The sequence below is a fragment of the Pantoea trifolii genome (assembly GCF_024506435.1).
GTDB lineage: Bacteria > Pseudomonadota > Gammaproteobacteria > Enterobacterales > Enterobacteriaceae > Pantoea > Pantoea trifolii.
In genome coordinates this window covers 2,973,312-2,999,390 of sequence record NZ_JANIET010000001.1, presented here as the reverse complement: position 1 = coordinate 2,999,390, position 26,079 = coordinate 2,973,312, and the positions used below count along the sequence as shown (strand labels likewise).

Below are 26,079 nucleotides of genomic sequence, written 5' to 3'. Positions count from 1 at the left end.
AACTATGCCGACCTTGTCCATTACCGTACAGGATTATACCAACTCACCCAACGCTTCCGGCACGCACTGCGGATACGCCTGCAACCGCGCCAGCGCTTCGGCGTAAGAGGGCATCGAGTGAGCCGCACCGGAGCGTTCCACGCACAGCGAAGCGTAAGCTGAAGCAAATAGCGCTGCCTGCGGCAGTTCATCGCCAGAAGCCAGCCGCGCCGCCAGTGCGCCGTTAAACGCATCGCCTGCGCCGGTGGTATCCAGCGGCTGCGCCGGGAAGAGCGGAATACGCAGCGGCGGCTGCCCGGCTACCGAAAGCAACGCGCCGGACACCCCCAAGGTAATAATCACCTGACGCGCGCCTTTGCGGTGCAGCTTTTCTGCCGCTTGCTGCGCGCTGGGGAAGTCGGTGACTTTCACGCCGGTTAGCTGCATCGCTTCGGTGCTGTTCGGCGTCAACAAGTCCACTTTCGCCAGCAGCGCATCAGTAACTTTCTGCCACGGTGCGGGATTCATAATTACAAAGGTGCCGCCAGCGCGCGCGTTGTCGATCATGCGCTGGATGGCGCTGAGATTATTCTCCAGCTGCACCAGCAAAATATCGGCGGCGGCAATGGTGGGTTGGCAGCGCGTCACTTCGGCGGCAGTTACCGTGGTGTTTGCGCCGGGATAGACCGAAATCATGTTCTCGGCATCGTCACCGGCAACGTAAATCAGCGCATTGCCGGTGGGTTTCTCCTTGCAGGTAAACAAGGTGATAGCATCGAAACCGGTCTTTTCCAGATGACGACGCGCAAACATGCCGAAGTCATCATTACCAATCTTTCCGATATAGTGCACGCGTGCCCCAGCACGCAGCGCGGCCGTGGCTTGATTGGCACCTTTGCCGCCCGGTCCCATCATGCTGGTATGGGCGGTGAGCGATTCGCCCGGCATCGGAAAGCGGTTCATCACCGCGACCACGTCGAGGTTGAACGAGCCAAACACACACACTTTTCCTTTCATCATGCACTCCTGAACAGACGTTCGGCGGCTAAACAGGCACCGCGACAACCGGTGTGATCGGTGGATTGGCTAAACACGATCTTCAAACCGTCGCGCGTGGCGGGTGGACGAAGATGCTGCTGAATCTGGCTGCGCAACTGCGCCAGCGGAAAGTCCGCCATCGCCAGCACGCCGCCGCCGAGAATCAGGTATTCCGGATCGAGGATGTTCATCTCGGTGGCAATCAACTGCGCCAGACGCTGCACAAAAGCCTGCAGCTCCGGATGCTCACGATGCTGGCTAAACAGCGCCGACATGTTGGTCTCCGGCACGTTGGCGCTCGCCCAGCGGCTTAGCCAGTGGCCGGAAGTGACGGTTTCCGCACAGCCACGATTGCCGCACGGGCAGGGCAGATCGTTGCCGGCAACGGGCACATGGCCAAGCTCACCCGCGCCGCCGTGCTGACCATGATAAAACTGACCGTTGATCCACAAGCTGTTGCCCATGCCGGTGCCGGGATACAAACCCACCGCGCTGTCCGGCAACTGCTCCAGCTGCAACAAATCCCACAGCATCAGATGGTTAACATCTTTGTCCATCGCTACCGGCACGCCAAGACGCTCGGTGAGCAGCGCGGCAACCGGTTGTTGATCCAGCGCCTGGATAAACGGCAGCGAGATCACCTGCTGGCGGTCGCGGCTGAGAATGCCGGGTAATCCGAGCATCACGCCGCTCACCGGCTGCTGCTCCAGCGTTTCACTGATTAACTCGCCCAACGCGCTCAGCGCATCAGGTTGCTGCGCCCAGCTGGCCGTCGGCACTTTACGGAAGCTTGACCAAACGCGGCCTGCTTCCATCAGCTGCAGACGTGTGCCGGTGCCGCCAATGTCGATACCGAGCCAGCATTTTTTCATGCGGATACCTGCGCCAATCCCTGAGCCTCATCAATGCTTTCGCGCATCATATTCCAGGCGGTTTCCAGATCGTCGTGAATATTGAACAAACCGGAAGTACCAACAATTAGCACTTCTGCGCCCGCGCCAACCAGCGTGTTGTAAGTGCGGGTGTTACAGGAACCGTCGATCTCAATCAGGTATTGATAGCCGTTGGCCTGCTTCAGCGCTTTCAGCTCCTGGACCTTCAGCACCATTTCCGGAATAAACGGTTGTCCGGCATAGCCCGGATCCACAGTCATCACGGTGATCTTATCCACCAGATGAATGTAGTGATGGATAAAGGAGACCGGCGTCGCGGGGTTGAGCACCACGCCAACTTTCTTGCCGAAGCTGCGGATCATGTTGATCACGCGGAATGCATCGCGATTGATGGTTTCGGCGTGAGGGCAGATGTAATCCGCGCCGGCTTTGGCAATCACTTCAATGAAATCGGTGGGTTGCTCGACCATCAAATGCACATCCAGCGCCACTTTGGTGAACGGGCGAATCTGCTCAATAAAGAACGGCGACAGCGTGATATTTTTCACGTAGTGACCATCCATAATATCGATGTGCAGGAAGTCGGCGCGGGAGTCCAGCACGGCGAGCTGGTGCTTGATCTCCATCAGATTCATACACATCAACGACGGGGAGACTTGAATACGCATCATACTTCCTTTTTTTCGGTCAAAGGGTTAAGCGCCGCGGCCAGCTTGCTGAGTTTGACGGCACGATGTTCGTTAAAGCGGGTTTTGAATTGTTTGAAGGCCAGCACCACAATCAGTACCGCGCCCCACATCGCCAGGCTGACGTGCTGGCTGATGTTCATCAGGTTGAAGCCGGTGGAGAGCACTTGCAGCGCGATCAGCGCCAGCACCACGCCGGTGACGCGACCAAAGCCGCCGTTGGGATCGGTGCCGCCAAGGATGATCGCCAGCACCGTCAGCAGCAGATACGCATCGCCGTAACCCATACGCGCCGAGTTGAAGCGTGCCATCATGATCAAGCCAGCCAACACGCACAGCAGGCTGGAGATGACGTACACCAGAATCACCATGCGATGGGTGTTGATGCCGCTAAACCAGGTGGCGTTGATGTTGCTGCCGCCCATATAGATGCATTTACCGGCGCGGGTTTTGCCGAGGAACAGCGCTAGCAGCGCGGCGGCAATCAGGAACACCCACAGCGGCAGCGGAACACCAAGCAGCGTGTTGGAACCGAGCGCCTGCACCACCGACGGCATGCCGCTGACCGCCGCACCTTTGGTGAGCCAGATGCCGATACCGTTCAGCGTCATCATGGTCGCCAGCGTCACCAGAATCGGGTGCGCTCCGATGCGCGTTACCATCACGCCGGTAATCACGCCAATCAGCGCGGCAATCAGCATCGCGCCGATGATGGCGATGAACAGCCACAACAGTTGCATACCGGTTCCCGCATCGGCGGGCAGGGCGCGCATCAGCGTCCAGGCGATAAACAGCGCCGTCAGATTAGCGGTGGCGATGATCGCCAGATTCAGTCCGCCGCTGAGAATGGCGATAAACATCGCCAGCGTCAGCAAGCCGAGCTCAGGCAACTGGAACGCCATGCTCATAAAGGTCGAATCCGTGAGAAAGCGGCCCGGTAGCATGATGGTGAAGGTCGCCAGCGCCAGCGCAATGAGCAGCATCAGGCCGATATTGGTGCCGTCCGGACGCAGAGCAGAGAGTGATTTCATGTGAATGCGCCTTCCGTTAGACGAAACTGACATCAGTTTCTTTACGTTTTTTGTAGTGAGTCACGGCGATGGCCACCATGATCACGCCGCCCACCACGATGTTCATGAAGTAGTTGGAGACGCCAATCAGGTTGAGGCCGTTCTTCAGAATGGCGATGAGGAACACGCCCATTAAGGTGCCGCTCACCGTGCCTTTGCCGCCCATCAGGCTGGCACCGCCCAGCACCGTGGCCGCCAGCACATCCAGCTCGCCGCCAACCAGCGCATTCGGCACCACTTCACCCATGCGATAGACCTGCACTAAGCCGCCAATCGCCGCCATCGCACCCAGCCAGCCGTAGGCGAAGATGTGGATAAGACCCACGCGAATACCGATACGGCGCGCCGATTCCGCATCGCCGCCTACCGCATACAGCTGGCGGCCAAGATTGGTTTTGTTCAGCAGCAGCGCGGTGAGTCCGGCAATCACCAGCATGGTCACCAGCGGCAATCCAATCTGGAAGCTGTTGCCTTGCCAGTTGAAGGGCAGCACGCTGCGCAGCGTGATCCACCAGTCCGGCAGCGAATAGAGGCTTTTGCCGCCGGTTACCCACATCAACAGGCCAAACAGCAGCGACTGCATGCTGATGGTGATGATGATCGAAACCACGCGCAGCGAGGTAATCAGCAGGGCGTTGATTACGCCAAACAGCGTGCCGCACACCACCGCCAGCAGAATGCTGAGCAGGGCGTTATCAAACTGGAACTGCACAAACAGCGAGGCGATCAGGTATTGCACCACCGACGCCACCGCAGCAAAGGAGATATCGATGCCGCCGGTCACCAGCACCACAAACAGGCCGAGGGCGAAGATGCCGGTCACGGCGTAGCTTTCCGCCAGATCCAGCAGGTTTTGCACCGTCAGGAACTGGTCGCTGGCGGCAGAGAAAAACACGATGAACGCCAGCAAAACCCAGGCAAGCCAGCCCTGGCTGGAGCTCGGACGTAAACGAGAAAAATCAGGCATTGATCACCTCCGCCAGCTGCTGTTGCTCAACGGTATCGGGTTGGTATTCGGCATGAACGGTGCCATCACGGAAGTGCAGGATGCGGTCGCAGTTGTACCAAACCTCGGGCACTTCGTCGGAAATCAGGATGATCGACAAACCTTCCTTCGCCAGCAGATGAATCAGCTGATAGATGCTGGCTTTAGCGCCGACATCCACGCCAACCGTGGGCGAATCGAGGATCAGGATGCGCGGCTGGGTCAGCACCCATTTCGCCAGCACGATTTTCTGCTGGTTGCCGCCGGAGAGCGTGGAGATCGCCAGATTGGGATCGGCGACGCGCACGCCAAGCTGCTGAATCCACTGCAGGATCAGCTTATTCTTGCGGTATTCGTCAATCAGGTGGAAACGGTTTTGCAGTTTGTCGAGGATCGGCAGCACCATGTTGTCGGCCACCGATTGCTGCTGCACCAAACCCAGCGTTAAGCGATCTTCAGAGACATAACCGATACCCGCTTTGATCGCGTCCTCGTGTCCACGGAAGCGCACCGGTTTGCTGTCGAGCCAGATCTTGCCGCTGTCGGGCTTGGTCATGCCAAACAGCGACAGTGCCAGTTCGGTGCGCCCAGATCCCAGCAGGCCGCACAGGCCCAGCACTTCGCCCTGATAGAGTTTGAAATTAACGTCGTGATATTGTCCGGCGCGCGTCAGCTTTTCGACTTCGAGGATCAGGCGATCGTCATTGCGCGTCGGCGTTTTTAGCTGATAGTCGAGTTTCAGGCCGGTCATCAGTTCGGTCAGATGGTGCGGCGTCATCGCTTTGGCGGGCCAGCAGCCCATTTTGCGGCCGTCGCGGATCACCGTCACGCGATCCGAAATCTCCAGCACTTCATCCAGACGATGGCTGACAAACACCACGCAGATGTTTTTGTCTTTGAGGTAACGCACGGTGCGCAGCAGCTGATTCACTTCGGTGCGCGTCAATGAAGCAGTCGGCTCATCCATGATCACCAGCCGCGCATCGGCGACCAGCGCACGGCAAATCGCGACCTGCTGGCGGGCGGCAATCGACAGCGATGCCACTTTTTCATCGAGGTCGAGGTCAAACTTCAGCTCATCAATGATGCGCTGCGCCGATTCACGCAGTTTGGCTTTGCGGTGCCAGCCGAGCAGGCTACTCAGGTTGTGCTCGAAGGCGATGTTTTCCGCCACGCTGAGATTGGGGAACAGCGACAGATCCTGATAAATCACCTGGATGCCGAAGTCACGCGCCTGACGTGTGGTCAGACGCGGGAAGCTTGGGCCTTCGCCCAGCGTAATGCGGCTGCCGCTATCCGGGGCGTGCACCCCGGAAATGACTTTGATTAAGGTGCTCTTGCCACAGCCGTTGGTGCCAGCGAGACAGTGCACTTCGCCAGCCAGTAAGGTCAGCGAGATATCGCTCAGTGCGCGGTTGCCACCAAATGTTTTCGACAGGTTGTCGAGCGCAATCAGCGTCTGTGGGATCACCTCTTTCATCATTACAGCCCCATTTTCACCAGTTTTGGCAGGTTCTCTTTGTCCAGGCTTTCGGTGTTGTTGCCGAGGATGGTGTGGGTCGCCTCGTCAACTTTCACTTTGCCTAAACCCTCGATGGTCATTCCGTCGGTGATTGGCTCTTTCTTCTGCATCATGTCGGCGATGCGCACGAACACTTCGCCAGCGGTCTGCGGGTTCCAGATGTAGCCGCCTTTGATTGCGCCGCGCTGCACCAGCGATGCGCCCTGGCCAGGACTGAAGGCACCAATCACGCACACCTGATCAATTTTGTTACGGTTCATCACCGCACGACCGGCGCCAATCGGACCTTGTGAACCAAAGGCCATAATCCCTTTCAAATCCGGGTATTTGGACATCAGCTCATTGGTGGTACGAATCGAGTCATCCAGCGATTCGCCGACGCCAAACTTGTCGGTGACCATCTGCATCTTCGGATAGTGTTCTTTCTGGTAATTCAACGCCGCATCGGTCCACTGCTGATGCAATGGCACGGTCAGGCTGCCGACGTACATGGCGTATTTGCCCTCTTCATGCATGCATTTCGCCAGCGCTTTCATATGGTTGATGCCGTGCGTCGGCGCATCCACCAGTTCGAAGTCCCAGTTAGCGCCTTTCTGATCCGGCGATTCGTGGGTGATGACTTCAATGCCAGCATCACGGGCGCGCTTCAGCACCGGCTCCAGCACCTTCGGGTCATTCGGCACCACGCCAATGATGTCGACCTTCTGGGCAATCAAATCTTCGATAGCACGCACCTGCAGAGCCGGATCGGCCGCCGTTGGGCCCACCATCCACGCGTCAATGCCGCGTTTCGCCGCTTCACTCTTGATGCCCGCTTCCATGGCGTTGAACCACGGAATACCGCCAATTTTCACCACGATGCCCATGCGTAATTTGTCAGCAGCGTGCGCGCCGGAGGCGGCAAACAGGGCGAGCAGAGAACAGGCGATAAGATGTTTTTTCATAAAGACTCCGATTTAATTTTTTATTAGCTGCATAGAATGGCTGCGCTGGGAGCAATCAATAATATTGACGCCGTTCCACGCTAATTCTTGTTCCAGCTCTTTGTCTTTTAATTGGTCAGTAATGAGAAAGTCCACATCGCGATAATGACAAATACGCGCGAATGAGGGCCGCAGGAATTTACTTCCGTCCAGCAACAGATGTTTTCTTTCCGCTGCTAATAACATTTGCTGTTTTAAATGTGCGTTGTTTTCGTTACCTTCGCGTAAATAACCGTCATTGCCTAAACTGCTACAGGAAAAAAAGATCTTATTGATCTGAAATTCCCTGAGCGGTTGCTCGGCGACCACGCCGTGGAAATCTTCATAACGGTCAGAATATTCTCCCCCCAGACAGATGGTGCGGATGCTGCCGCGCGCCGCAAGGGTTTGCACAATCCTGATGGAATTGGTTAATACCGTTAATTCAATATCTGGCAGCTGTCGCGCTAAATACCAGCAAGTGGTGCTGCTATCGAGTAATAGACAATCGCCGGGGCTAATGAAATCGAGTGCGCGTTTGGCAATCGCCATCTTGGCATCAACGTGTTCATTTATTCTCTGGCGGAAAGATAATTCATACTCGTTAACGCCTCTTGTATTCCCCTGAATGTTAGCGGCCTGTCGTTTTGCTGGTACCGCACCACCGTGACTGCGTTGTAACAGACCACGTTTCTCCAGCTGAGTTAAATCACGCCGAATGGTTTCTTGTGAAACCTGACATAACGTGACTAATTCAGCGACAATGACCCGACCATTTACATTTAATTCGTCAATAATTCGCTGCTGTCTTTCAATCGGCAACATACTAACCTCCGATGGATATAAATTACTGGATAGCGCATTTGGAAAGTGTGGGCTGCGCACGAGTCCACAGTCACCAAAACGCCTTAGCTGATTAGAGTGATCTGGATCTTTCTTTGATGTAAATGAGATGTCTGGTTATCAAAATTACGTGATGCGACTCGCATAAAAGCGCCTGATGCCGCGAAATCCGCGCTCTACGCGCGTTGCATAGCCTCAACATGGATTTAATCTAACATGACCGCTTATGACCGTTTGTGTGTATTTGACCGTTTGTGATGCGCCAACAAGAGTGCGACGAATCCGATTGAGCAGGAATCGGTCAAAACGGATGATGAGCCATTGCGTCATCCAATACCCGATCGCTACAAGGTGATGTCTTTTTCAGCGGTTGACCCCGCTTTTAGGGCCGGCTCACAGTTTAGGCCTGCTGACAGCGTTCCCGTTGCGCTATTATTTTCTTTCCAGGAATTTGGGGACCGATTTTTTTGATGTCGTATTGGATGAAGTTACTGCTTTTATTGCCCTTTCTTTTTGTCGCGTGCGTACAGGCTCAGCCACTGCAAAAGTCATTTTCTGACTGGCAACTGACCTGTAACAATGCGGCTTTTTGCGTGGCACGCAGTTTTCCCGGTGACAACGGCTTAGTGATGACGATTTCACGTCATGCTGGCGTCAACGATCGCCCCTTACTGCGCATCGATTACGGCAGCGCCTACAGCGGTGAGCTGCCTGGCGGCCCGCTCAAGGATAATTTGCTGCTCGATCAACGCCGTCTGACGCCGGATCTCAAACACTGGACGGTGGAGCCGCATCATCTGGCGACCAGCAATGCTATCGCCATCGACGAGTTCCTGGCGCAGACGCTGGATGCGCAGAATCTGCAATTGACCTACAAAGCCAACGCCACCATTCCGCTCAGCGGCATGAAGGCAGCGTTATTGTTGATGGATGACGTGCAGGGCCGCGTCAACGGTGCCAGCGCCTGGGTGAAGCGTGGCGACCGCGTGCAGTGGGATGTGCCGCCGCAACCCGCGTTGCCGGCGTTACCCGCGCCGTTACCGCCGCCGCCGCCGCTGACGCAGGAAGAGACCAGCGGTTTGATTGATTTTGGTACCTGGCGGGTGAATACCGATAACTGCTCGCTCGATCCGCTGCGGCGTGAAGTGAGCGTTTCACCGCTGACCGACAGCAAAGCGCTGCTGCTGATCAGCTGTGAAACCGGTGCTTACAACGTTATCGATCTGGCATTTGAAGTGACGCGTGATGCGCCTTATGTGTCGCGTGGCTTGAGCTTAACGTTGCCGTTCACCCCAGCATCACGCAGCGATAATCAGCTGGAGTTGGTGAACGCCGAATTCGATGCCAGCCATGGATTGCTTTACACCTTCAGTAAAGGACGTGGATTGGGGGATTGCGGCGTGGCGACGCGCTGGCAATATGACGGCAACGAATTTGTGCTGGCGGAGTATGCGGAAGAGAAGACCTGCGATGCGTGGCACAGCAGTGAAGATTGGCCAACGTTGTGGGTTACCGAATCGCAGAACCCGGTGCAGTCGCGTTAATCTGTAGGGTCGCCATTAATGGCGACCTTCCCCATATGATTAACGAATCGCTTGCACCGTCATCGGTGAACCCGACTGATTGGCCACCAATTCCGTCAGCATATTATTCACGCCATCGCTCATCGGGGTGAAACGCGTTAACGGCGAGCGCGTCACCACCACAAACACACCAATGTTGTGCTGCGGCACCATCGCCATATAGGTAATGAAACCGCCGCCGCCGCCGGTTTTCTGAATAATTCCCGGACGACCTTCCTTCGGCCCCATATACACCCAACCCATGCCCAGCGCATCGGCGCGACCCGGCACATCCATGCCTTCGACTTTGGTCAACTGGTCGCGGCGGTAGATCAGCGTTTGCAGGCGATCGATTTGCGGCGTGCGGTGATTCACCGCCGAGTTGAGGAACTGCTGCATCCAGCGGCCCATATCGTCTGGCGTTGAGTAAACGCCGCCGCTGCCGATAGCCGCCAGCGTGTTGTTACACGGACTGGCGCCTTTCTCCGCAATCATCAGGCGCTGACACTGATCCGGTGACGGCGTGAAAGTGGTGTCTTTCATGCCCAACGGACGCGTTATCAACTGTTGAAACAGCGCCGGATACGGCATGCCCGCCGCTTTGGCGAGTGCATCGCTCAGCAGATCAAAGCCCAGGTTGGAATAGGCGGCATTGGTGCCCGGCGCGGCCTTTAATGCGGCGCCGCTCAGCCATTGCCAGCGATCGGACTTGGTTGGCCAGACAAACACCGGACGATGCGGTTTACCGCCGGGCTGCTCGCGCGGCAGGCCGCTGGTATGCGTGGAGAGGTTAATCAGGCGAATCGGCTGGCCGTTATAGCTTGGCACGCGCGCGCCAGGCGGCGCGTATTTGCTCAGCGGATCGTCAAGACGCAGCTGACCGCGCTCGGCCATCTTCACCATCACTTCGCTGGTCATCAGCTTGCTGAGCGAGGCAATACGAATCACCGAATCGGGCTGCGGACGCACGTTGTTGCCGGGGCGCGTATCACCAAAGCTGGCGAAAACCCGCTGATTGCCGTCAATCGCTACCAGCGCCATGCCGGTTGCGCCGCTGCCATAGAAAATGTGCTCAGCGTAACGATCAACAATTTGCGATGCCAACAGTGGATCGGGCGATGACTGCGCCATGCTTTTTAATGGAAGCACTGAAACCATTAAGGCCAGTAAAAAAGGAGTACGTTTTTTCAACGGGAAAGCGTCCGCTATGAGAATCGGAGGAAAGCTTATAGTAATCAGTTTGAGCGAGGCGTGAAGAGGGCAGGGCAGATTTTTTTCTGTATCAGGCTGTGATCAAAAAATGGCCCTTACGCCAAAAAGACGCAGGGCCAGATCGATTAGTGTGGCTTGAGTAATGCTTCGGTATGGCTAACGATGTTCTCGACGGTGAAACCAAATTCCGGGAACAGTTTGCCGGCCGGAGCAGACTCACCAAAGGTGGTCATACCGACAATCGCGCCGTCCAGCCCGACATACTTGTACCAGTAATCCGCAATACCGGCTTCGACCGCCACGCGCGCTTTCACGCCAGATGGCAGCACCGATTCGCGATAAGCGGCATCCTGCTTATCAAACACGTCGGTACTCGGCAGCGACACGACACGAATCTTGTGGCCGTTGGCGGTGAGTTTTTCCGCCGCGCCGAGCGCGATTTCAATCTCTGAACCGGTGGCGATAATGATCGCTTCCGGTGTGCCCGCGCTATCTTTCAGCACGTAACCCCCGCGCGCGATATTCGCCACCTGCTCTTTGCTACGATCCGGCTGCAACAGATTCTGACGCGACAGAATCAGCGCGGTTGGCCCGTGATGGCGCTCAACGGCAGCTTTCCAGGCTACAGCGGTTTCCACCTGATCGCATGGACGCCACAAGCTGAGGTTTGGCGTAACGCGCAAGCCAGCGATTTGCTCAACCGGCTGGTGCGTCGGGCCATCTTCGCCGAGGCCGATGGAGTCATGCGTATACACCAGCACCTGACGCGCTTTCATCAGCGCCGCCATGCGCACCGCGTTACGCGCATACTCGACGAACATCAGGAAGGTTGCAGTGTACGGCACGAAGCCGCCGTGCGTGGCGATGCCGTTGCCAATCGCCGTCATACCAAACTCACGCACGCCGTAGTGAATGTAGTTACCGGCGAGATCTTCTTTGATCGATTTTGAACCCGACCAAATAGTGAGGTTGCTTGGTGCCAAATCCGCCGAACCGCCGAGGAATTCCGGCAGCAGCTTGCCATACACTTCCAGCGTATTTTGCGAGGCTTTACGGCTGGCAATTTTTTGCGGATTAGCCTGCAACTGCTCAATAAATTTCTGGGTTTCCGTTTCCCAATTTACCGGCATTTCGCCACTCACGCGGCGGCTGAATTCCTCTGCCAGCTGCGGATGGGCGGCTTTGTAGGCGGCAAATTTTTCATTCCAGGATTTCTCACGCTGACTGCCGGCTTCTTTAGCATCCCATTGCTGATAAATCTCTTTGGGAATCTCGAACGCCGGGTACTTCCAGCCGAGTTTCTGTCGCGTCAGCGCCACTTCTTCTTCGCCCAGCGCTGCGCCGTGTGACTCTTCTTTACCGGCTTTATTCGGCGAACCGAAACCAATCACCGTGCGGCAGATGATCAGTGACGGCTTATCGGTAACGCTTTGCGCTTCCTTGATGGCCGCCGCAATGGCTTCTGGATCGTGGCCATCAATACCCTCTGCGCTGCCGATCACATGCCAGTTATAGGCTTCAAAGCGTTTATGCGTATCGTCGGTGAACCAGCCTTCGGTTTCACCATCAATCGAGATACCGTTGTGGTCGTAGAAACCAATCAGCTTGCCAAGACCGAGCGTACCGGCCAGCGAGCACACTTCGTGCGAGATGCCTTCCATCAAACAGCCATCGCCCATAAACACGTAAGTGTAATGGTCAACGATATCGTGATCGGGTTGATTAAACTGCGCCGCCAGCGTGCGCTCGGCAATCGCCATGCCCACGGCATTGGCTAAACCCTGGCCGAGCGGACCGGTGGTGGTTTCGATGCCTGGCGTGTATCCGAGTTCCGGGTGACCTGGCGTTTTGGAATGTAACTGGCGGAAGTTTTTTAACTCTTCCATCGGCAGATCGTAACCGGTGAGATGCAGCAAACTGTATTGCAGCATTGAACCGTGACCGTTGGAAAGAATGAAGCGATCGCGATCAATCCATGCCGGATTATTGGGATTATGGTGGAGAAAATCGCGCCATAAAACTTCGGCGATATCGGCCATGCCCATCGGCATGCCGGGATGTCCGGAATTTGCTTTTTGTACCGCATCCATGCTGAGTGCACGAATCGCGTTAGCCAACTCTCTGCGTGAAGACATAAGGTTCTCCCTTGTGATTTGGCGATAGCGGATGAGCAAATGCCCATCCGCCATAAGAGTGAGTGCGGATTACAGACGAGAAGAGAGCACGTCTTCCAGCTTCTGCTGGTCGATGGCGAACTGACGGATGCCGTCTGACAGTTTTTCTACCGCCATCGGATCCTGATTGTGTTCCCAGCGGAATTCCGCTTCAGACAGTGAAGCCGGCTGATGGAAGCCTTCGGTTGATGGCTCCAGCTTACGCTCCAGCGGCGCATCGCTGTTGGCCAGCTCTTCCAGCAGGTTAGGGGAAATGGTCAAACGGTCACAGCCGGCCAGCGCCTGTATCTGTTCTACTTTACGGAAGCTGGCACCCATGATGACGGTGCTGTAACGGTGCTTCTTGTAGTAATCGTAGATACGACGCACAGATTTCACGCCCGGATCTTCATCAACCACGTACGGGTCGATCGGTTTGCGGGAGTTGTACCAGTCGTAAATTCGGCCAACAAACGGCGAGATCAGGAACACACCGGCTTCAGCACAGGCACGCGCCTGAGCGAAGGAGAACAACAGCGTCAGGTTGCACTGAATACCGTTTTTTTCCAGCTCCTCGGCGGCTTTGATGCCTTCCCAGGTCGAAGCCAGCTTGATCAGAATGCGTGAGCGGTCGATGCCATGCTCTTCGTACAGACGGACCAGCTTCTCGGCTTTGGTCACACACATGCCACGATCGAAGGAGAGGCGCGCATCCACTTCGGTCGAAACACGGCCCGGTACGCTTTTCAGAATTTCCATACCGAGGTTGATTGCCACTTTGTCGCTGGCGTTGATGATTTGCGTCTCTTTGCTGCCGCCCTGTTTTTTCGCGTAGTCGATGGCGTCATCAATCAGATGTTTGTAGGCGTCGAGACCGGCGGCTTTCAGAATCAATGATGGGTTGGTGGTCGCATCTTCCGGGTGATAATGGCGAATGGATTCGATATCGCCGCTGTCTGCCACCACGGTGGTGTACTGTTTTAATGCATCTAGCTGGTTCATCGCTTAACTCCTTGATGAGCAAATTTGTGGGCAAATCTGTGGTGCCCATTCCTGTTATAGTCCGGTCCAACACAGTGCTACAGACGTTTCACGAAGAAAATGCGTTTTCTCTGAAACGCTTCAGCCACGCGTTTTGCCATCAATAAGGATAGCAGGCTGTGACAAAGCCGCAGGCGCAGCGGTAGCAATCCGTGCCCTTTGTACTGTGCGTTCTTTGAGCGCCTTCACCCTCTTGTGTGCCGCAAATTCCTATACTGATGGCTCATTTAGCGGTGCCAAAGGATGCCCAATGGACGATCAACTCAAGCAAAGCGCGCTCGATTTTCACCAATTCCCCACGCCCGGAAAAATTCAGGTTTCACCCACCAAACCGTTAGCCACACAGCGCGATCTGGCGCTGGCCTATTCGCCCGGCGTCGCCGCGCCTTGTCTGGAAATTGCCGCCGATCCGCTGGCGGCACGCAAATACACCGCGCGCGGCAATCTGGTGGCGGTGATCTCCAACGGTACGGCGGTGCTGGGATTGGGCAATATTGGCGCGCTGGCGAGTAAGCCGGTGATGGAAGGCAAGGGCGTGCTGTTTAAAAAGTTCGCTGGCATTGACGTATTTGATATCGAAATCGATGAGCGCGATCCCGATAAGTTGATTGAGGTGATTGCCGCGCTGGAACCCACTTTTGGTGGCATCAACCTGGAAGATATCAAAGCGCCCGAGTGCTTCTATATTGAGCAACAGCTGCGTGAGCGCATGCAGATTCCGGTGTTCCACGACGATCAGCACGGCACGGCGATCATCTGTACTGCCGCGGTACTCAACGGCTTAACCATCGTCAAAAAAGCCATCAGCGATGTGCGGCTGGTGGTCTCCGGCGCGGGTGCTTCGGCGATTGCCTGCCTGAATCTGCTGGTGGCGCTCGGCATGCAGCAGCACAACATTGTGGTTTGCGATTCCAAAGGCGTGATCTATCGCGATCGCGAGCCGAATATGACGCCGACCAAAGCCGCGTACGCGGTAGCCGACAGCGGCGCACGCACGCTGGATGAGGTGATTGGCGGCGCAGATATCTTCCTCGGTTGTTCTGGTCCCAAAGCTTTAACGCCGGAAATGGTGCAGAAGATGGCGCAGGATCCGCTGATTCTGGCGCTAGCCAATCCCGAACCGGAAATCATGCCGCCGCTGGCGAAACAGGTGCGGCCCGACGCGATTATCTGCACCGGTCGCTCTGATTTCCCCAATCAGGTGAACAACGTGCTGTGCTTCCCGTTTATTTTTCGTGGTGCGCTGGATGTGGGTGCCACGGCGATCAATGAAGAGATGAAGCTGGCGGCGGTACACGCGATTGCGGCGCTGGCGCAGGCGGAACAGAGCGATGTGGTGGCGTCGGCGTATGACGATCAGGATCTAAGCTTTGGCCCGGAATACCTGATCCCCAAACCTTTTGATCCGCGTTTGATTGTTCAGATCGCGCCAGCGGTAGCCAAAGCGGCGATGGAATCGGGCGTCGCCACGCGACCAATAGAAGATTTTGATGCCTATCGTGAGCAGCTTACCGAGTTCGTCTACAAAACTAACCTGTTTATGAAGCCGATCTTCTCGCAGGCGCGCAAAGATCCCAAACGCGTGGTGCTGGCCGAAGGCGAAGAGGTGCGCGTGCTGCATGCCACGCAGGAACTGGTAACACTGGGCCTGGCGAAACCGATTCTGATTGGTCGCCCGAACGTCATCGCCATGCGTCTGCAAAAGCAGGGGTTGAAGATCGAGGCGGGTAAAGATTTTGAGATCGTTAATAACGAGTCCGATCCGCGTTTCAAAGAGTACTGGAACGAGTATTACCAGATCATGAAACGGCGTGGCGTGACGCCGGAAACCGCCCAGCGCGCTGTGATCGGCAATCCTACGTTAATTGGCGCAATCATGGTGCATCGCGGCGAGGCTGACGCGCTGATCTGCGGCACCATCGGCGATTATCAGGAACATTACGACGTGGTGGAGAAAGTGTTTGGGCTGCGTGAAGACGTGAAGGTGGCGGGCGCGATGAATGCGCTGCTGCTGCCGAGCGGCAACACCTTTATTGCCGACACCTACGTCAATGAAGATCCCAGCGCCGAGCAGCTCGCGGATATCACGCTGCTGGCGGCGGAAACGGTGCGACGCTTCGGCATTGAACCGCGCGTGGCGCTGCTGTCGCACTCCAGCTTTGGCACCTCGAATGCGCCGGGCGCGCGCAAAATGCGCGACGTGCTGGCGCTGATTCAGCAACGCGCCCCGGAACTGGAAATTGATGGCGAGATGCACGGCGACGCGGCGCTGGTTGAGAGCATTCGCCGCGAACTGATGCCAGATAGCCCGCTGAAAGGCACCGCAAATTTGCTGATTATGCCGAACGTCGAAGCGGCGCGTATCAGCTATAACCTGCTGCGCGTCTCCTGCTCCGAGGGTGTCACGGTGGGACCGGTGCTGATGGGGATCAGCAAACCGGTGCATGTGTTGACGCGCATCGCATCGGTGCGGCGCATTGTAAATATGGTGGCGTTAGCGGTGGTGGAGGCGCAGACTGAACCGTTATAAAACTATCAAAAAGGTCGCCATGAATGGCGACCCTACGGGTTATTTCAGCCAATCTTTGACTGGCAGGAAATCGCGGTACAGCGCGGCTTCGGGGGAATTGGCTTCTGGCTTATAATCATATTCCCAGCGCACCAGCGGTGGCATCGACATCAAAATCGATTCGGTGCGGCCGCCGGTTTGCAGGCCAAACAGCGTGCCGCGATCCCACACCAGATTGAACTCGACGTAGCGACCACGACGGTAAAGCTGGAACTGGCGCTCGCGATCGCCCCACGGCAGCGCTTTGCGCTTCGCCACAATCGGCAGATAGGCAGCGGCGAAACCGTTGCCGACCGCCTGCATGAAATCGAAGCAGTAATCGAAATCGGGCGTGTTCAGATCGTCATAGAACAGGCCGCCGATGCCGCGCTGCTCGTCGCGATGCTTGAGATAGAAGTAATCGTCGCACCACTTTTTGTAGCGCGGGTAAATCTCTTCACCAAACGGCTGGCACAGATCGTGTGCGGTTTGATGCCAGTGCAGCGCATCCTCTTCGAAGCCGTAATAGGGAGTGAGATCGAAACCGCCGCCAAACCACCACACCGGATCGGCTCCCGGTTTTTCCGCAATAAAGAAGCGCACGTTGGCGTGGCTGGTTGGTACGTAAGGATTGGATGGATGCACCACCAGCGACACACCCATCGCTTCAAAGCTGCGGCCAGCCAGTTCGGGACGATGTGCGGTAGCGGATGCTGGCATTTGATCGCCGTGTACGTGCGAGAAGTTAACGCCAGCTTGTTCAAATACCGCGCCATCACGCAAGACGCGACTGCGTCCACCGCCGCCGCCGGGACGCTGCCACTCGTCTTCGGCAAAGCTCGCCTTGCCATCTTCCGCCGCTAATTGGGCGCAAATATCATCTTGCAGCGCCAGCAAAAAGGCTTTGACGCGGGAAATATCGGGATTGCTCATCAGTCACTCGTTCCAGAAATTTGCCGCGATTCTACCACAGGATAAAGGCTATGCTTCGCGACGATCGACCTCATCGAAGTAGCGGGCGATGCCGTCGGCAATGGCGCTGGCAATTTTCTGGCGGAACGCCTGCGTGCCGAGCAATTGCTCTTCACGCGGATTGGTAATGAAGGAGGTTTCCACCAGCACCGACGGAATCGACGGCGATTTCAGCACCGCAAACGCGGCTTGTTCGGTGTGCTGGCTGTGCAGATGATGCACCGGGCGAATCTGATCGAGCACGTGTTTACCCAGCGTCAGGCTGTTGCGGATGGTATCGGTCTGCACCAGATCGAACAGAATCTGGTTGAGGTAATGATCTTTATCCTGCACCTCGGCGCCGCCCACTTTGTCGGCGTCGTTTTCACGCTGTGACAGGTAACGCGCCATCGCGCTGCTGGCACCGCGATTGGAAAGGGCAAATACCGATGCGCCGTTCGCATCGGGGCTGGTGTAGCCGTCGGCGTGAATCGACATAAACAGGTTAGCGCCGTGCTGATGGGCAATTTCGACGCGCTGATAGAGCGGAATAAAGTGGTCGCTGTCGCGCGTCAGGCGCACTTCGATGCGCGGATGCGACTGCAGCAATGTCTTCACGGTGTTAGCGATCGCCAGCACGATGTGTTTCTCTTCCGAACCCTCTTCGCCGACAGCGCCGGAATCGATGCCGCCGTGGCCGGGATCGATCATCACGATGCGTTTGCCGTTGCTGGCGGGTTTCGGTGGCGTATGACGCGGACTGACGCGCAAATCGCTGTTCTGTTCTTTGGCCTGTACCGCGCGCGGTGACAACACCGCCAGCGCTAAACCGGAAAGTATCAGTTGGCGACGATTGGTAAGGCGCTTAAGCAGTGAAATCTTCTTCATTTACGGGTCCATGGCAGGTAAATCCTGCCCAGTGTTATAGCGTAACAATTGCCAGGCGGCGACCTCGTAACTATTTCAAGTGTTTACTTTCTATTGCAACTGACTAACAGCGATGTCGCGCTTTTTTTGCCCCGTTGTCACGCGTGAGGGTTGCGCCTGGCAAAGAATGCGTGATAATCAGCGAATTGTGCCTAACAGCAGGGTAACGTCGATGGAAATCCGTTCTTTCCGCCAGGAAGATTTTGAAGAAGTGATCACGCTCTGGGAGCGTTGCGATTTGTTACGCCCATGGAACGATCCCGAGCTGGACATCGAACGCAAAATGAACCACGACCCGGAACTGTTTCTGGTTGCGGAAGTCGGTGGCGAAGTGGTCGGTACGGTGATGGGCGGTTACGACGGCCATCGCGGCTCCGTTTACTATCTGGCGGTGCATCCTGATTATCAGGGGCGTGGCTTTGCTAATGCGTTGATGAATCGTCTCGAGAAGAAGCTGATTGCGCGCGGTTGCCCAAAAATCAATTTGATGGTGCGTGAAGAGAACGATCAGGTAGTGGCGTTCTACGAAAAGCTCGAGTACGAGCCGGTGGATTCGCTGCTGCTGGGCAAGCGTTTGATTGAAGATCGCGAGTATTAATGGTCGGTTTGAAATACCTTCCTGAAGAGTACGATGCGAAAGGGCAGCTGCGGCTGCCATTTCTTTTCTGGCTGATCCTGTTATTACAGGCGCGCACCTGGCTGCTGCTGGTGATGGCGGGCGCATCGCGTCAGCAGGGCAATGATTTGCTGGCGCTGTTCTATCCCGATCGCCAAAGCTTCTGGCTGGGACTGGCGTTAGGCATTCCGGCGGCGATTGGCTTGTTACTGACCGGCTATCGCCAGCGCTGGCCGCGCCTGTGGCAAAGCTGGCGCCATGTATTAAGTGCATCGCTGCTCATCAGCCTGCTGTGGCAAGGTTCCAGCCTGCTGCAAGGCGCCTTTCCCGACTCGCCGCTGCCGCTGTTATTGACGCTATTTGACCTGCTGGCGCTGTTCTGGCTGCAAACGCAACCGCGCCTGCGCGACTGCTTTCTGCCGGAACATCAGCACATCGAATAAACTTTTTGCCGGTTTGCTACTCCAACAGGCACGCCAATCGGCTTAGCAGATCAAGGAGTTTTCATGAAAGTTGTTCGTCACGCACTGCTGGTTAGCAGCATGGTTTTGGCCGGCTGCGCCAGTTCGGGTTCCTCAACCAACGCGAGCGATAGCGAAAGCCATTGGTACAATCCGCTGAGCTATCACTGGTCGGCGCTCAATCCGCTCGGCTGGTTTGGTGGATCGCTGGAGGTCACCGAGCAAGGCGTTGCGGGCCTGACGAGCACCACCTCAATGTCGGAAGACGCCATTAATAAAGCGCTGAACGGCGATTACAAATTGCGTCAGGGCATGCGCACGCAGAATGGTCAGGTGGTGGATTTCTGGCAGGCGCTGGATGGCGACAAGGTTAAATTGGTGATTAACGGCAGCACCAGCGTTGAGCGCATTGAAGTGCAGGATGCCGATGCCAAAGCGGCGGACGGCAGCAAGATCGGCGATCTGTTCAGCGCGAAGTTCAGCAAAGCCTTTAATAACTGCAAAATGGTCACCGGTCTCGATGCACGTAATGTTGAGTGCCGTGCGCCGGGTAGTCAGCACCTCTCCTACATCTATAGCGGAGAATGGCATGGTCCGGAAGGCTTGATGCCGTCGGACGATACCCTGAAAAGCTGGAAAATCAGCAAGATTGTCTGGCAGCGTTAAACAAGATAAAACTTGCTTAAACACCCGCTCAAAGAGTGTGGCTTTCCGGTATGATACGGGCGAAAAAAACATCGTCTAACTTTCATGCCGGAGAGCAGTGCAATGTCTCAGTTTCAGAGCGGGATCCTGTTGGAACACCGCCGTTTCGCCATTTGGCTCGAAGCCCGCGTCACGGGCGATCTTGACGCGCTGCGCCAGGGCAGCAAATCCTTCCTGCAGCAGCTTGAAGCGCTGCAAACTAAATTCAGTGATGCCGGAATGGGCGCGGTGATCGCCTTTGGCGATGCGCTGTGGCGCGATCTGCAAGGCAACGCTTCTGCACCTGAACTCAAAGCTTTCGCCGCGCTCGGTAACGGCATTGCGCCGGCCACGCAGCGCGATTTGCTGATCCATATTCAATCTCAACGACACGACGTGAACTTCGCGCTCGCTCAGGCCGCACTCAGCGCCTTTGCTGCTGCCGTCAATATCGAAGAAGAGACGCACGGTTTCCGCTGGATTGAAGACCGCGATTTGTCGGGCTTCGTCGATGGCACGGAAAACCCGCAGGGCGAAGCGCGCAAGGATGTGGCGATTATCAGCGCAGGCCCCGATGCGGGCGGCAGCTATGTGTTTACCCAACGCTGGGAGCATAACCTCAAGCTGTGGAATCGTATGGCAGTAGAGAAGCAGGAAGCGATTATTGGTCGTACCAAAGAGACGGATGAAGAGCTGCCAGGCGATCGACGTCCGGTGACGTCGCATCTCAGCCGTGTCGATCTGAAAGAAGAGGGCAAAGGGCTGAAGATTCTGCGCCAAAGCTTGCCGTACGGCAGCGCCAGCGGTACGCATGGCCTCTTTTTCATTTCTTACTGTCATCGTCTCTACAATATTGAGCAGCAGCTGCTGAGTATGTTTGGCGAGCGCGACGGAAAAATGGACGCGATGTTGCGCTTCACTAAACCGGTGAGTGGAAGCTACTTTTTTGCGCCGTCGCTGGATGTGCTTACAGCGCTGTAATTAAGCGAGGTCGCCATAAATGGCGACCCTACGAAACGCCGCACACTTCAATCCCACTCACCGCATAAATTCTCCCGCCGTCTTATGCCTTTTTAGACTTTGAAATCCCTAAACGATATATAAAACCGTTACAGCTTTCCCCTGAGTTATAAATACACTGACAGCATCTAATGGCATTGGCTTAACTGCCGTCTTTCAGGGTGCAGCATGACACTTCCGATTTCGAAAAAATGGCTTGGCGGTATCGCGCTGTCGTGTGCTTTAGCCAGTGCGGCGCAAGCAACCGAGTTGCTGAATAGCTCCTACGACGTTTCGCGCGAACTGTTTGTTGCCCTGAATGCACCCTTTGAAAAGCAGTGGGACGCTGCGCATCCCAATGACAAGCTGACCATCAAGCAGTCGCACGCCGGTTCTTCTAAGCAGGCGCTGGCGATTCTGCAAGGTCTGCGCGCCGATGTGGTGACTTACAATCAGGTTACTGATGTGCAGGTGCTGCATGATAAAGGCCAACTGATTCCCGCTGACTGGCAACAGCGTCTGCCAAACAGCAGCTCACCGTTTTACTCCACCATGGCGTTTCTGGTGCGTAAGGGTAATCCAAAGCAGATTCACAGCTGGGCCGATCTGGCGCGCGATAACGTGAAGCTGATTTTCCCAAATCCAAAAACGTCCGGTAACGGTCGTTATACCTATCTAGCCGCGTGGGGCGCTGCCGATCAGGCTGATGGCAACGATAAAGCTAAAACTGAAGCTTATATGGCGAAGTTCCTCAAGAACGTTGAAGTGTTTGATACCGGCGGTCGCGGCGCTACCACTACGTTTGCCGAGCGCGGGCTGGGCGATGTGCTGATCAGCTTTGAATCGGAAGTGAATAACATCCGTAATCAGTACGGCAAAGATCAGTACGACGTGATCGTGCCGAAAACCAATATTCTGGCGGAGTTCCCGGTGGCGTGGGTCGACAAAAATGTCGAGCACAACGGCACCACCGACGCGGCCAAAGCCTATCTGAATTATCTCTACACGCCTGAAGCGCAGAAAATTATCACCAGTTACTACTATCGCGTGAACAATGCGCAGTTGATGGCGGAGCAGAAAGATCGCTTCCCACAAACTGAACTGTTCAACGTCAAAGATGCCTTTGGCGGCTGGGACAACGTGATGAAAATCCATTTCGCCAGTGGCGGTGAGCTGGACAAACTACTGGCAGCGGGGCGCGGTTAATGTTTGCGCTCGCTCAAAAACGTGTCTTGCCCGGCTTTGGATTGAGCCTCGGCACCAGCTTACTCTTCACCTGCCTGATTCTGCTGCTGCCGATCAGCGCGCTGCTGATGCAATTGTCGCAGATGACGCTGGCGCAATACTGGGATGTAATCACTCATCCACAGCTGGTTGCTGCGTACAAAGTGACGATTCTGGCAGCGGGCGTGGCTTCGCTGTTCAATGCGGTATTCGGCATGCTGATGGCGTGGATTTTGACCCGCTATCGCTTCCCCGGACGTACGCTGCTTGATGGTTTGATGGATCTGCCGTTTGCGCTGCCAACTGCGGTGGCGGGCTTAACGCTGGCAGGCCTGTTTTCGGTCAACGGCTGGTACGGCCAATGGCTGGCGCATTTTGATATCAAAGTCTCTTATACCTGGCTCGGTATTGCCGTGGCGATGGCCTTTACCAGCATCCCGTTTGTGGTGCGTACCGTGCAGCCGGTGCTGGAAGAGTTAGGTCCGGAATATGAAGAAGCAGCGGAAACCCTCGGCGCTACGCGCTGGCAGAGCTTCCGTCGCGTGGTGCTGCCAGAAGTGGCACCGGCGTTGCTGGCCGGTACCGCGCTGTCGTTTACCCGCAGTATCGGTGAGTTCGGCGCAGTGATCTTTATCGCCGGTAACATCGCGTGGAAAACCGAAGTGACTTCGCTGATGATTTTCGTGCGTCTGCAGGAGTTTGATTATCCGGCGGCGAGCGCCATCGCGTCAGTGATCATGGCCGCTTCCTTATTGCTGCTGTTCGCGATTAACACCTTGCAGAGCCGCTTTGGCCGTCGCTTAGGAGGCCACTGATGGCGGAAATTTCACACATCAATCACGCTGACCGCCAGCCAGTCAACTGGGGTAAGTGGCTGCTGATTGGCATCGGCGCGCTGGTTTCCATCCTGCTGCTGGTGGTGCCGATGGTTTCCATCTTCTGGGAAGCGCTCAACCAGGGTTTGGTTGCCTCGCTGAATAACCTGAAAGATGGTGACATGCTGCACGCCATCTGGCTGACCCTGTTAGTGGCGCTGATTACCGTGCCGGTCAATATGGTGTTCGGTACGCTGCTGGCGTGGCTGGTAACGCGCTTTACTTTCCCTGGTCGCCAACTGCTGTTGACGCTGTTTGATATCCCGTTTGCGGTGTCGCCGGTGGTTGCCGGTTTGATGTATCTGCTGTTCTGGGGCGTCAACGGTCCTGCCGGTGGCTGGCTGGATGCGCACAACATTCAGATTATGTTCTCCTGGCCGGGCATGGTGTTGGCCACCATCTTCGTTACCTGTCCGTTTGTGGTGCGTGAGTTGGTGCCGGTGATGCTGAGCCAGGGTAGCCACGAAGATGAAGCGGCGGTGCTGCTTGGCGCATCCGGCTGGCAGATGTTCCGCCGCGTGACGCTGCCAAATATCCGCTGGGCGCTGATGTACGGCGTGGTTCTGACCAACGCACGAGCGATTGGTGAATTTGGTGCGGTCTCGGTGGTTTCGGGATCGATTCGCGGCGAAACCTATACCTTGCCGCTTCAGGTTGAATTACTGCATCAGGATTACAACACCGTGGGCGCCTTTACCGCCGCCGCGCTGCTGACCCTGATGGCAATTGTAACGCTGTTTCTGAAAAGCGTGGTGCAGTGGCGATTAGAGCATCAGCAGAAGCGCCTACAGGAGGAAAATCATGAGCATTGAGATTAAACAAATCAACAAATCGTTTGACCGCACGTCGGTACTGAACGACATCTCTCTGGATATTCCTTCCGGCAAGATGGTGGGGCTGCTGGGGCCGTCCGGCTCCGGTAAAACAACGCTGCTGCGTATCATCGCTGGGCTGGAACATCAGAACAGCGGACAAATCCATTTCAATGGCAAAGACGTCAGTCGCATCCATGCGCGCGATCGTCAGGTGGGCTTCGTTTTCCAGCATTACGCGCTGTTCCGCCACATGACGGTGTTCGACAACATCGCCTTTGGCCTGACGGTGCTGCCACGTCGTGAACGTCCGAGCGCTGCTGAGATCAAACAGCGCGTTACGCGTCTGCTTGAGATGGTACAACTTTCCCATCTCGGAAACCGTTTCCCGGCGCAGTTGTCTGGTGGACAGAAGCAGCGTGTGGCGCTGGCGCGTGCGTTGGCGGTAGAACCGCAAATTCTGCTGCTGGATGAGCCGTTTGGCGCGCTTGATGCGCAGGTGCGTAAAGAGCTGCGTCGCTGGTTGCGTCAGCTGCATGAAGAGTTGAAATTCACCAGCGTGTTCGTCACCCACGACCAGGAAGAAGCGATGGAAGTGGCGGATACCGTGGTGGTGATGAGCCAGGGCAACATCGAACAGGTTGGCACACCAGATGACGTGTGGCGCGACCCGGCGACGCGCTTTGTGCTCGAATTCCTCGGTGAAGTGAATCGCTTTGCGGGCGAAGTGCACGGCTCGCAGTTCCATGTTGCCGCGCATCGCTGGCCGCTGGGCTATACGCCGGCGCATCAGGGCGAGGTTGAGCTGTTCCTGCGTCCGTGGGAAATCGATATTTCACGCCAGAGCAGTCTGGAAACGCCTTTACCGGTGCAGGTGCTGGAGATCAGCCCGCGTGGTCACTTCTGGCAATTGGTGGTGCAGCCGAGCGGTTGGCAGGGCGATGTGTTCTCGGTGGTGTTTGATGGCGACCATAACGCACCGATTCGCGGTGAACGCCTGTTCGTTGGCCTGCAACAGGCGCGAATTTACCATGGCACTACGCCGTTGCGCCCGGTTGCCTTTGCCGAGAGCGCCTGATATTTTTGACACTCCTTCGGGCGGGACTTTCCCGCCCGTTTTATTTGCACTTCTTTCGTCTGGAATCAAACCGTGACCACACTGGAAAATACCATCGGCAATACGCCGTTGATTAAGTTGCAGCGCCTGACGCCTGATAACGGCAGCGAGATCTGGCTAAAGCTGGAGGGCAACAATCCAGCCGGTTCCGTGAAAGATCGTGCGGCCTGGTCGATGATTCATCAGGCGGAGTTGCGCGGTGATATCAAACCGGGCGATACCCTAATCGAAGCCACCAGCGGCAACACCGGCATTGCGCTGGCGATGATCGCCGCGATGAAAGGCTACAAGCTGCGTCTGCTGATGCCTGATAACATGAGCCAGGAGCGTCAGGACGCGATGCGCGCCTATGGCGCTGAGTTATTACTGGTGACGCGCGAGCAGGGCATGGAAGGGGCGCGCGATTTGGCGCAAGCAATGGCCGAGCGTGGCGAAGGGCGTGTGCTGGATCAGTTCAACAATCCCGATAACCCGCTGGGCCACTATCTCACCACCGGCCCGGAAATCTGGCAGCAAAGCGCTGGCCGTATGACGCATTTTGTCTCCAGCATGGGCACCACCGGCACCATCACCGGCGTGGGACGTTACCTGAAAGAGTTCGCGCCTGCGGTGCAGGTAATTGGCCTGCAGCCGCAAGAGGGCAGCAGCATTCCCGGTATACGTCGCTGGCCCGAAGCCTATCTGCCCGGTATTTTCCGTCCGGAGCTGGTGGATGAGGTGATCGATATGGCGCAGCGCGAAGCGGAAGAGACCATGCGCGCGCTGGCGCAGCGTGAAGGGATTTTCTGTGGCGTTAGCTCTGGCGGCGCGGTGGCGGGCGCCTTGCGTATCGCAACCGCGCAGCCAGGCAGCGTGGTGGTAGCGATTGTTTGCGATCGTGGCGATCGCTATCTCTCCACCGGCGTTTTCCATTGAGCGA

The 26,079-nt window shown here is 56.3% G+C and carries 24 protein-coding genes; 11 read left to right on the top strand and 13 right to left on the bottom strand.

The window, feature by feature from the left end:
• Window positions 1-33 precede the first annotated feature (33 nt).
• Genes NQH49_RS13945 through NQH49_RS13910 form a run of 8 tightly spaced genes read right to left on the bottom strand, consistent with a single transcriptional unit; the run spans window position 34 to window position 7,960 of the window.
• Window positions 34-996 (bottom strand): ribokinase, encoded by a 963-nt coding sequence (locus NQH49_RS13945; RefSeq protein ID WP_256698438.1) that lies wholly within the window; start codon window positions 994-996, stop codon window positions 34-36.
• The gene (alsK, locus tag NQH49_RS13940; protein WP_256697062.1) at window positions 996-1,889 is read right to left on the bottom strand and encodes an allose kinase; all 894 of its coding nucleotides are present in this window, start codon (window positions 1,887-1,889) and stop codon (window positions 996-998) included. The genes NQH49_RS13945 and alsK overlap by 1 nt, the downstream gene beginning before the upstream one ends.
• A complete protein-coding gene (alsE, locus tag NQH49_RS13935) occupies window positions 1,886-2,578 on the bottom strand; it encodes a D-allulose 6-phosphate 3-epimerase (RefSeq protein ID WP_256698437.1) in 693 nt (230 codons plus the stop codon). The genes alsK and alsE overlap by 4 nt, the downstream gene beginning before the upstream one ends.
• Window positions 2,578-3,627: an ABC transporter permease gene (locus tag NQH49_RS13930; protein ID WP_179449942.1), complete on the bottom strand. Its 1,050-nt coding sequence runs from the start codon at window positions 3,625-3,627 to the stop codon at window positions 2,578-2,580. Before NQH49_RS13930 ends, alsE begins: the two co-directional genes overlap by 1 nt.
• 16 nt (window positions 3,628-3,643) lie before the next feature.
• Complete coding sequence (locus tag NQH49_RS13925; RefSeq protein ID WP_256697061.1) at window positions 3,644-4,633, bottom strand: ABC transporter permease; 990 nt, start codon at window positions 4,631-4,633, stop codon at window positions 3,644-3,646.
• A complete protein-coding gene (locus NQH49_RS13920) occupies window positions 4,626-6,131 on the bottom strand; it encodes a sugar ABC transporter ATP-binding protein (protein WP_256698436.1) in 1,506 nt (501 codons plus the stop codon). The genes NQH49_RS13925 and NQH49_RS13920 overlap by 8 nt, the downstream gene beginning before the upstream one ends.
• Window positions 6,132-6,133: 2 nt before the next feature.
• On the bottom strand, window positions 6,134-7,117 hold the full coding sequence (locus NQH49_RS13915) for a substrate-binding domain-containing protein (protein ID WP_176971105.1): 984 nt from the start codon (window positions 7,115-7,117) through the stop codon (window positions 6,134-6,136).
• 12 nt (window positions 7,118-7,129) lie between these two features.
• Window positions 7,130-7,960, bottom strand: coding sequence for a DeoR/GlpR family DNA-binding transcription regulator (locus NQH49_RS13910; protein WP_256697060.1), 831 nt, complete (start codon window positions 7,958-7,960; stop codon window positions 7,130-7,132).
• 488 nt (window positions 7,961-8,448) lie between these two features.
• On the opposite strand from NQH49_RS13910, the gene NQH49_RS13905 reads away from it, so the two are divergent.
• Window positions 8,449-9,522 (top strand): DUF1176 domain-containing protein, encoded by a 1,074-nt coding sequence (locus tag NQH49_RS13905; protein ID WP_256697059.1) that lies wholly within the window; start codon window positions 8,449-8,451, stop codon window positions 9,520-9,522.
• A gap of 39 nt (window positions 9,523-9,561) precedes the next feature.
• Here NQH49_RS13905 and ampH read toward each other — a convergent pair whose 3' ends face one another.
• The 3 genes from ampH to tal all read right to left on the bottom strand — a co-directional run bounded on the left by ampH (window position 9,562) and on the right by tal (window position 13,907).
• On the bottom strand, window positions 9,562-10,731 hold the full coding sequence (gene ampH, locus NQH49_RS13900) for a D-alanyl-D-alanine-carboxypeptidase/endopeptidase AmpH (RefSeq protein ID WP_256697058.1): 1,170 nt from the start codon (window positions 10,729-10,731) through the stop codon (window positions 9,562-9,564).
• Window positions 10,732-10,877: 146 nt separating this feature from the next.
• The gene (gene tkt / locus NQH49_RS13895) at window positions 10,878-12,887 is read right to left on the bottom strand and encodes a transketolase (protein ID WP_256697057.1); all 2,010 of its coding nucleotides are present in this window, start codon (window positions 12,885-12,887) and stop codon (window positions 10,878-10,880) included.
• Window positions 12,888-12,956: 69 nt separating this feature from the next.
• Window positions 12,957-13,907, bottom strand: coding sequence for a transaldolase (gene tal / locus NQH49_RS13890; protein WP_256697056.1), 951 nt, complete (start codon window positions 13,905-13,907; stop codon window positions 12,957-12,959).
• A gap of 289 nt (window positions 13,908-14,196) precedes the next feature.
• Between tal and maeB the strand changes: the two genes are divergently transcribed.
• On the top strand, window positions 14,197-16,476 hold the full coding sequence (gene maeB / locus NQH49_RS13885) for an NADP-dependent oxaloacetate-decarboxylating malate dehydrogenase (protein ID WP_256697054.1): 2,280 nt from the start codon (window positions 14,197-14,199) through the stop codon (window positions 16,474-16,476).
• A gap of 39 nt (window positions 16,477-16,515) precedes the next feature.
• Here maeB and hemF read toward each other — a convergent pair whose 3' ends face one another.
• Entirely contained in the window at window positions 16,516-17,427 is a 912-nt protein-coding gene (gene hemF, locus NQH49_RS13880) for an oxygen-dependent coproporphyrinogen oxidase (protein WP_256697052.1), read from the bottom strand.
• Between the two features lie 48 nt (window positions 17,428-17,475).
• Entirely contained in the window at window positions 17,476-18,333 is an 858-nt protein-coding gene (amiA, locus tag NQH49_RS13875) for an N-acetylmuramoyl-L-alanine amidase AmiA (RefSeq protein ID WP_008107837.1), read from the bottom strand.
• A gap of 211 nt (window positions 18,334-18,544) precedes the next feature.
• Between amiA and NQH49_RS13870 the strand changes: the two genes are divergently transcribed.
• The 9 genes from NQH49_RS13870 (at window position 18,545) to cysM (ending at window position 26,075) form a co-directional block, all read left to right on the top strand.
• Complete coding sequence (locus NQH49_RS13870; protein ID WP_007889032.1) at window positions 18,545-18,970, top strand: GNAT family acetyltransferase; 426 nt, start codon at window positions 18,545-18,547, stop codon at window positions 18,968-18,970.
• Window positions 18,970-19,431 (top strand): DUF2919 domain-containing protein, encoded by a 462-nt coding sequence (locus tag NQH49_RS13865; protein WP_256697051.1) that lies wholly within the window; start codon window positions 18,970-18,972, stop codon window positions 19,429-19,431. The genes NQH49_RS13870 and NQH49_RS13865 overlap by 1 nt, the downstream gene beginning before the upstream one ends.
• Before the next feature lie 63 nt (window positions 19,432-19,494).
• Window positions 19,495-20,115, top strand: coding sequence for an RpoE-regulated lipoprotein (locus NQH49_RS13860; RefSeq protein WP_256697050.1), 621 nt, complete (start codon window positions 19,495-19,497; stop codon window positions 20,113-20,115).
• Window positions 20,116-20,217: 102 nt separating this feature from the next.
• Window positions 20,218-21,114 (top strand): Dyp-type peroxidase, encoded by an 897-nt coding sequence (locus tag NQH49_RS13855; RefSeq protein ID WP_256697049.1) that lies wholly within the window; start codon window positions 20,218-20,220, stop codon window positions 21,112-21,114.
• A 207-nt stretch (window positions 21,115-21,321) separates the two neighbouring features.
• Entirely contained in the window at window positions 21,322-22,338 is a 1,017-nt protein-coding gene (locus NQH49_RS13850; protein WP_256697048.1) for a sulfate ABC transporter substrate-binding protein, read from the top strand.
• On the top strand, window positions 22,338-23,171 hold the full coding sequence (gene cysT, locus NQH49_RS13845) for a sulfate/thiosulfate ABC transporter permease CysT (protein ID WP_256697047.1): 834 nt from the start codon (window positions 22,338-22,340) through the stop codon (window positions 23,169-23,171). Before NQH49_RS13850 ends, cysT begins: the two co-directional genes overlap by 1 nt.
• The gene (gene cysW / locus NQH49_RS13840; RefSeq protein WP_256697046.1) at window positions 23,171-24,043 is read left to right on the top strand and encodes a sulfate/thiosulfate ABC transporter permease CysW; all 873 of its coding nucleotides are present in this window, start codon (window positions 23,171-23,173) and stop codon (window positions 24,041-24,043) included. The genes cysT and cysW overlap by 1 nt, the downstream gene beginning before the upstream one ends.
• On the top strand, window positions 24,033-25,121 hold the full coding sequence (gene cysA, locus NQH49_RS13835) for a sulfate/thiosulfate ABC transporter ATP-binding protein CysA (RefSeq protein WP_008107812.1): 1,089 nt from the start codon (window positions 24,033-24,035) through the stop codon (window positions 25,119-25,121). The genes cysW and cysA overlap by 11 nt, the downstream gene beginning before the upstream one ends.
• A gap of 72 nt (window positions 25,122-25,193) precedes the next feature.
• The gene (gene cysM / locus NQH49_RS13830) at window positions 25,194-26,075 is read left to right on the top strand and encodes a cysteine synthase CysM (RefSeq protein WP_256697045.1); all 882 of its coding nucleotides are present in this window, start codon (window positions 25,194-25,196) and stop codon (window positions 26,073-26,075) included.
• Window positions 26,076-26,079 lie beyond the last annotated feature (4 nt).

Excerpts from the sequence above, each read along its gene's own strand:
- NQH49_RS13945 (WP_256698438.1), bottom strand. The coding sequence starts at position 996 with ATGAAAGGAAAAGTGTGTGTGTTTGGCTCGTTCAACCTCGACGTGGTC.
- alsK (WP_256697062.1), bottom strand. The coding sequence starts at position 1,889 with ATGAAAAAATGCTGGCTCGGTATCGACATTGGCGGCACCGGCACACGT.
- alsE (WP_256698437.1), bottom strand. The coding sequence starts at position 2,578 with ATGCGTATTCAAGTCTCCCCGTCGTTGATGTGTATGAATCTGATGGAG.
- NQH49_RS13930 (WP_179449942.1), bottom strand. The coding sequence starts at position 3,627 with ATGAAATCACTCTCTGCTCTGCGTCCGGACGGCACCAATATCGGCCTG.
- NQH49_RS13925 (WP_256697061.1), bottom strand. The coding sequence starts at position 4,633 with ATGCCTGATTTTTCTCGTTTACGTCCGAGCTCCAGCCAGGGCTGGCTT.
- NQH49_RS13920 (WP_256698436.1), bottom strand. The coding sequence starts at position 6,131 with ATGAAAGAGGTGATCCCACAGACGCTGATTGCGCTCGACAACCTGTCG.
- NQH49_RS13915 (WP_176971105.1), bottom strand. The coding sequence starts at position 7,117 with ATGAAAAAACATCTTATCGCCTGTTCTCTGCTCGCCCTGTTTGCCGCC.
- NQH49_RS13910 (WP_256697060.1), bottom strand. The coding sequence starts at position 7,960 with ATGTTGCCGATTGAAAGACAGCAGCGAATTATTGACGAATTAAATGTA.
- NQH49_RS13905 (WP_256697059.1), top strand. The coding sequence starts at position 8,449 with ATGTCGTATTGGATGAAGTTACTGCTTTTATTGCCCTTTCTTTTTGTC.
- tkt (WP_256697057.1), bottom strand. The coding sequence starts at position 12,887 with ATGTCTTCACGCAGAGAGTTGGCTAACGCGATTCGTGCACTCAGCATG.
- tal (WP_256697056.1), bottom strand. The coding sequence starts at position 13,907 with ATGAACCAGCTAGATGCATTAAAACAGTACACCACCGTGGTGGCAGAC.
- maeB (WP_256697054.1), top strand. The coding sequence starts at position 14,197 with ATGGACGATCAACTCAAGCAAAGCGCGCTCGATTTTCACCAATTCCCC.
- hemF (WP_256697052.1), bottom strand. The coding sequence starts at position 17,427 with ATGAGCAATCCCGATATTTCCCGCGTCAAAGCCTTTTTGCTGGCGCTG.
- amiA (WP_008107837.1), bottom strand. The coding sequence starts at position 18,333 with ATGAAGAAGATTTCACTGCTTAAGCGCCTTACCAATCGTCGCCAACTG.
- NQH49_RS13870 (WP_007889032.1), top strand. The coding sequence starts at position 18,545 with ATGGAAATCCGTTCTTTCCGCCAGGAAGATTTTGAAGAAGTGATCACG.
- NQH49_RS13865 (WP_256697051.1), top strand. The coding sequence starts at position 18,970 with ATGGTCGGTTTGAAATACCTTCCTGAAGAGTACGATGCGAAAGGGCAG.
- NQH49_RS13860 (WP_256697050.1), top strand. The coding sequence starts at position 19,495 with ATGAAAGTTGTTCGTCACGCACTGCTGGTTAGCAGCATGGTTTTGGCC.
- NQH49_RS13855 (WP_256697049.1), top strand. The coding sequence starts at position 20,218 with ATGTCTCAGTTTCAGAGCGGGATCCTGTTGGAACACCGCCGTTTCGCC.
- NQH49_RS13850 (WP_256697048.1), top strand. The coding sequence starts at position 21,322 with ATGACACTTCCGATTTCGAAAAAATGGCTTGGCGGTATCGCGCTGTCG.
- cysT (WP_256697047.1), top strand. The coding sequence starts at position 22,338 with ATGTTTGCGCTCGCTCAAAAACGTGTCTTGCCCGGCTTTGGATTGAGC.
- cysW (WP_256697046.1), top strand. The coding sequence starts at position 23,171 with ATGGCGGAAATTTCACACATCAATCACGCTGACCGCCAGCCAGTCAAC.
- cysA (WP_008107812.1), top strand. The coding sequence starts at position 24,033 with ATGAGCATTGAGATTAAACAAATCAACAAATCGTTTGACCGCACGTCG.